This window comes from Oleiphilus sp. HI0061 (assembly GCF_001635675.1).
In genome coordinates this window covers 1-771 of the sequence record NZ_LWFE01001862.1, presented here as the reverse complement: position 1 = coordinate 771, position 771 = coordinate 1, and the positions used below count along the sequence as shown (strand labels likewise).

The 771-nt window shown below is 42.0% G+C and carries 1 protein-coding gene; it reads left to right on the top strand.

The genetic code is table 11. The features are described from left to right. Nucleotides 1-771: hypothetical protein (locus tag A3735_RS31600; RefSeq protein WP_197486123.1), on the top strand; the 771-nt coding region annotated here is incomplete at both ends.

The following is a 771-nucleotide window of genomic DNA, read 5'->3' as shown; positions in this document are numbered from 1 at the left end:
GGGTTTTTTAGCTACCCGATTTATCAGAGTTTTGATCGTTCTTTGGGTCTTCGTTTAGGGAGAATACGTTCTTCTTATGGTTTTTATAATGAGACTCGGGATATTCCCCATACCCGAACGGGTGTGGTGATGCCGCAAGCCGTTTATTTTGACATGACTCGTAACTCCTTTTATTCCGCTGATGGTGTGGAATTCTTTGGTTCTTATGACCTATCTGGTGAGCCTTTAGCATTTCAACTTTTCTTGAGCCAGCCTGTTGCTGATAAAGATGAGTTGGAAGAGGCCTCACAACTTTCTCCAAGCAAACTCAAAGGAGATCGTAGCCTGTTAGCCAAAATAATATATGGAGAAGAGTTTGATGGTTGGCGTGCCTCCATAACGTACTTCAAACCAGAATACGAAGTATCAGTTGAGTTTCCTGCAGGTGACGACCCTTTGCTTATGATTGTTGAACCTGACGCGTCATTTTACTCCGAAAATATCGTTACATCACTTGAATACAACCAATTCCAATGGTCTGTCACGTTTGAGTATTTGCGCCATAAATTCCAGACTAATATTCCGGCACTGGCAAGCGAGGCTGTTAATGATTTTTATGAAGAAGCTTATTACTTGCAGAGTGTTTATCGTTTTGATGAATTCTGGGAAATGTATGTTCGCTATGAACAAACAAAGCTGAGGGGCTCGTCAGACCCAAAAAGCTCATTTGACGATGCTAATTTTGGTCTGGCATTTAGACCTGATGAGAACTGGCTTCTTCGCGCTGAGATT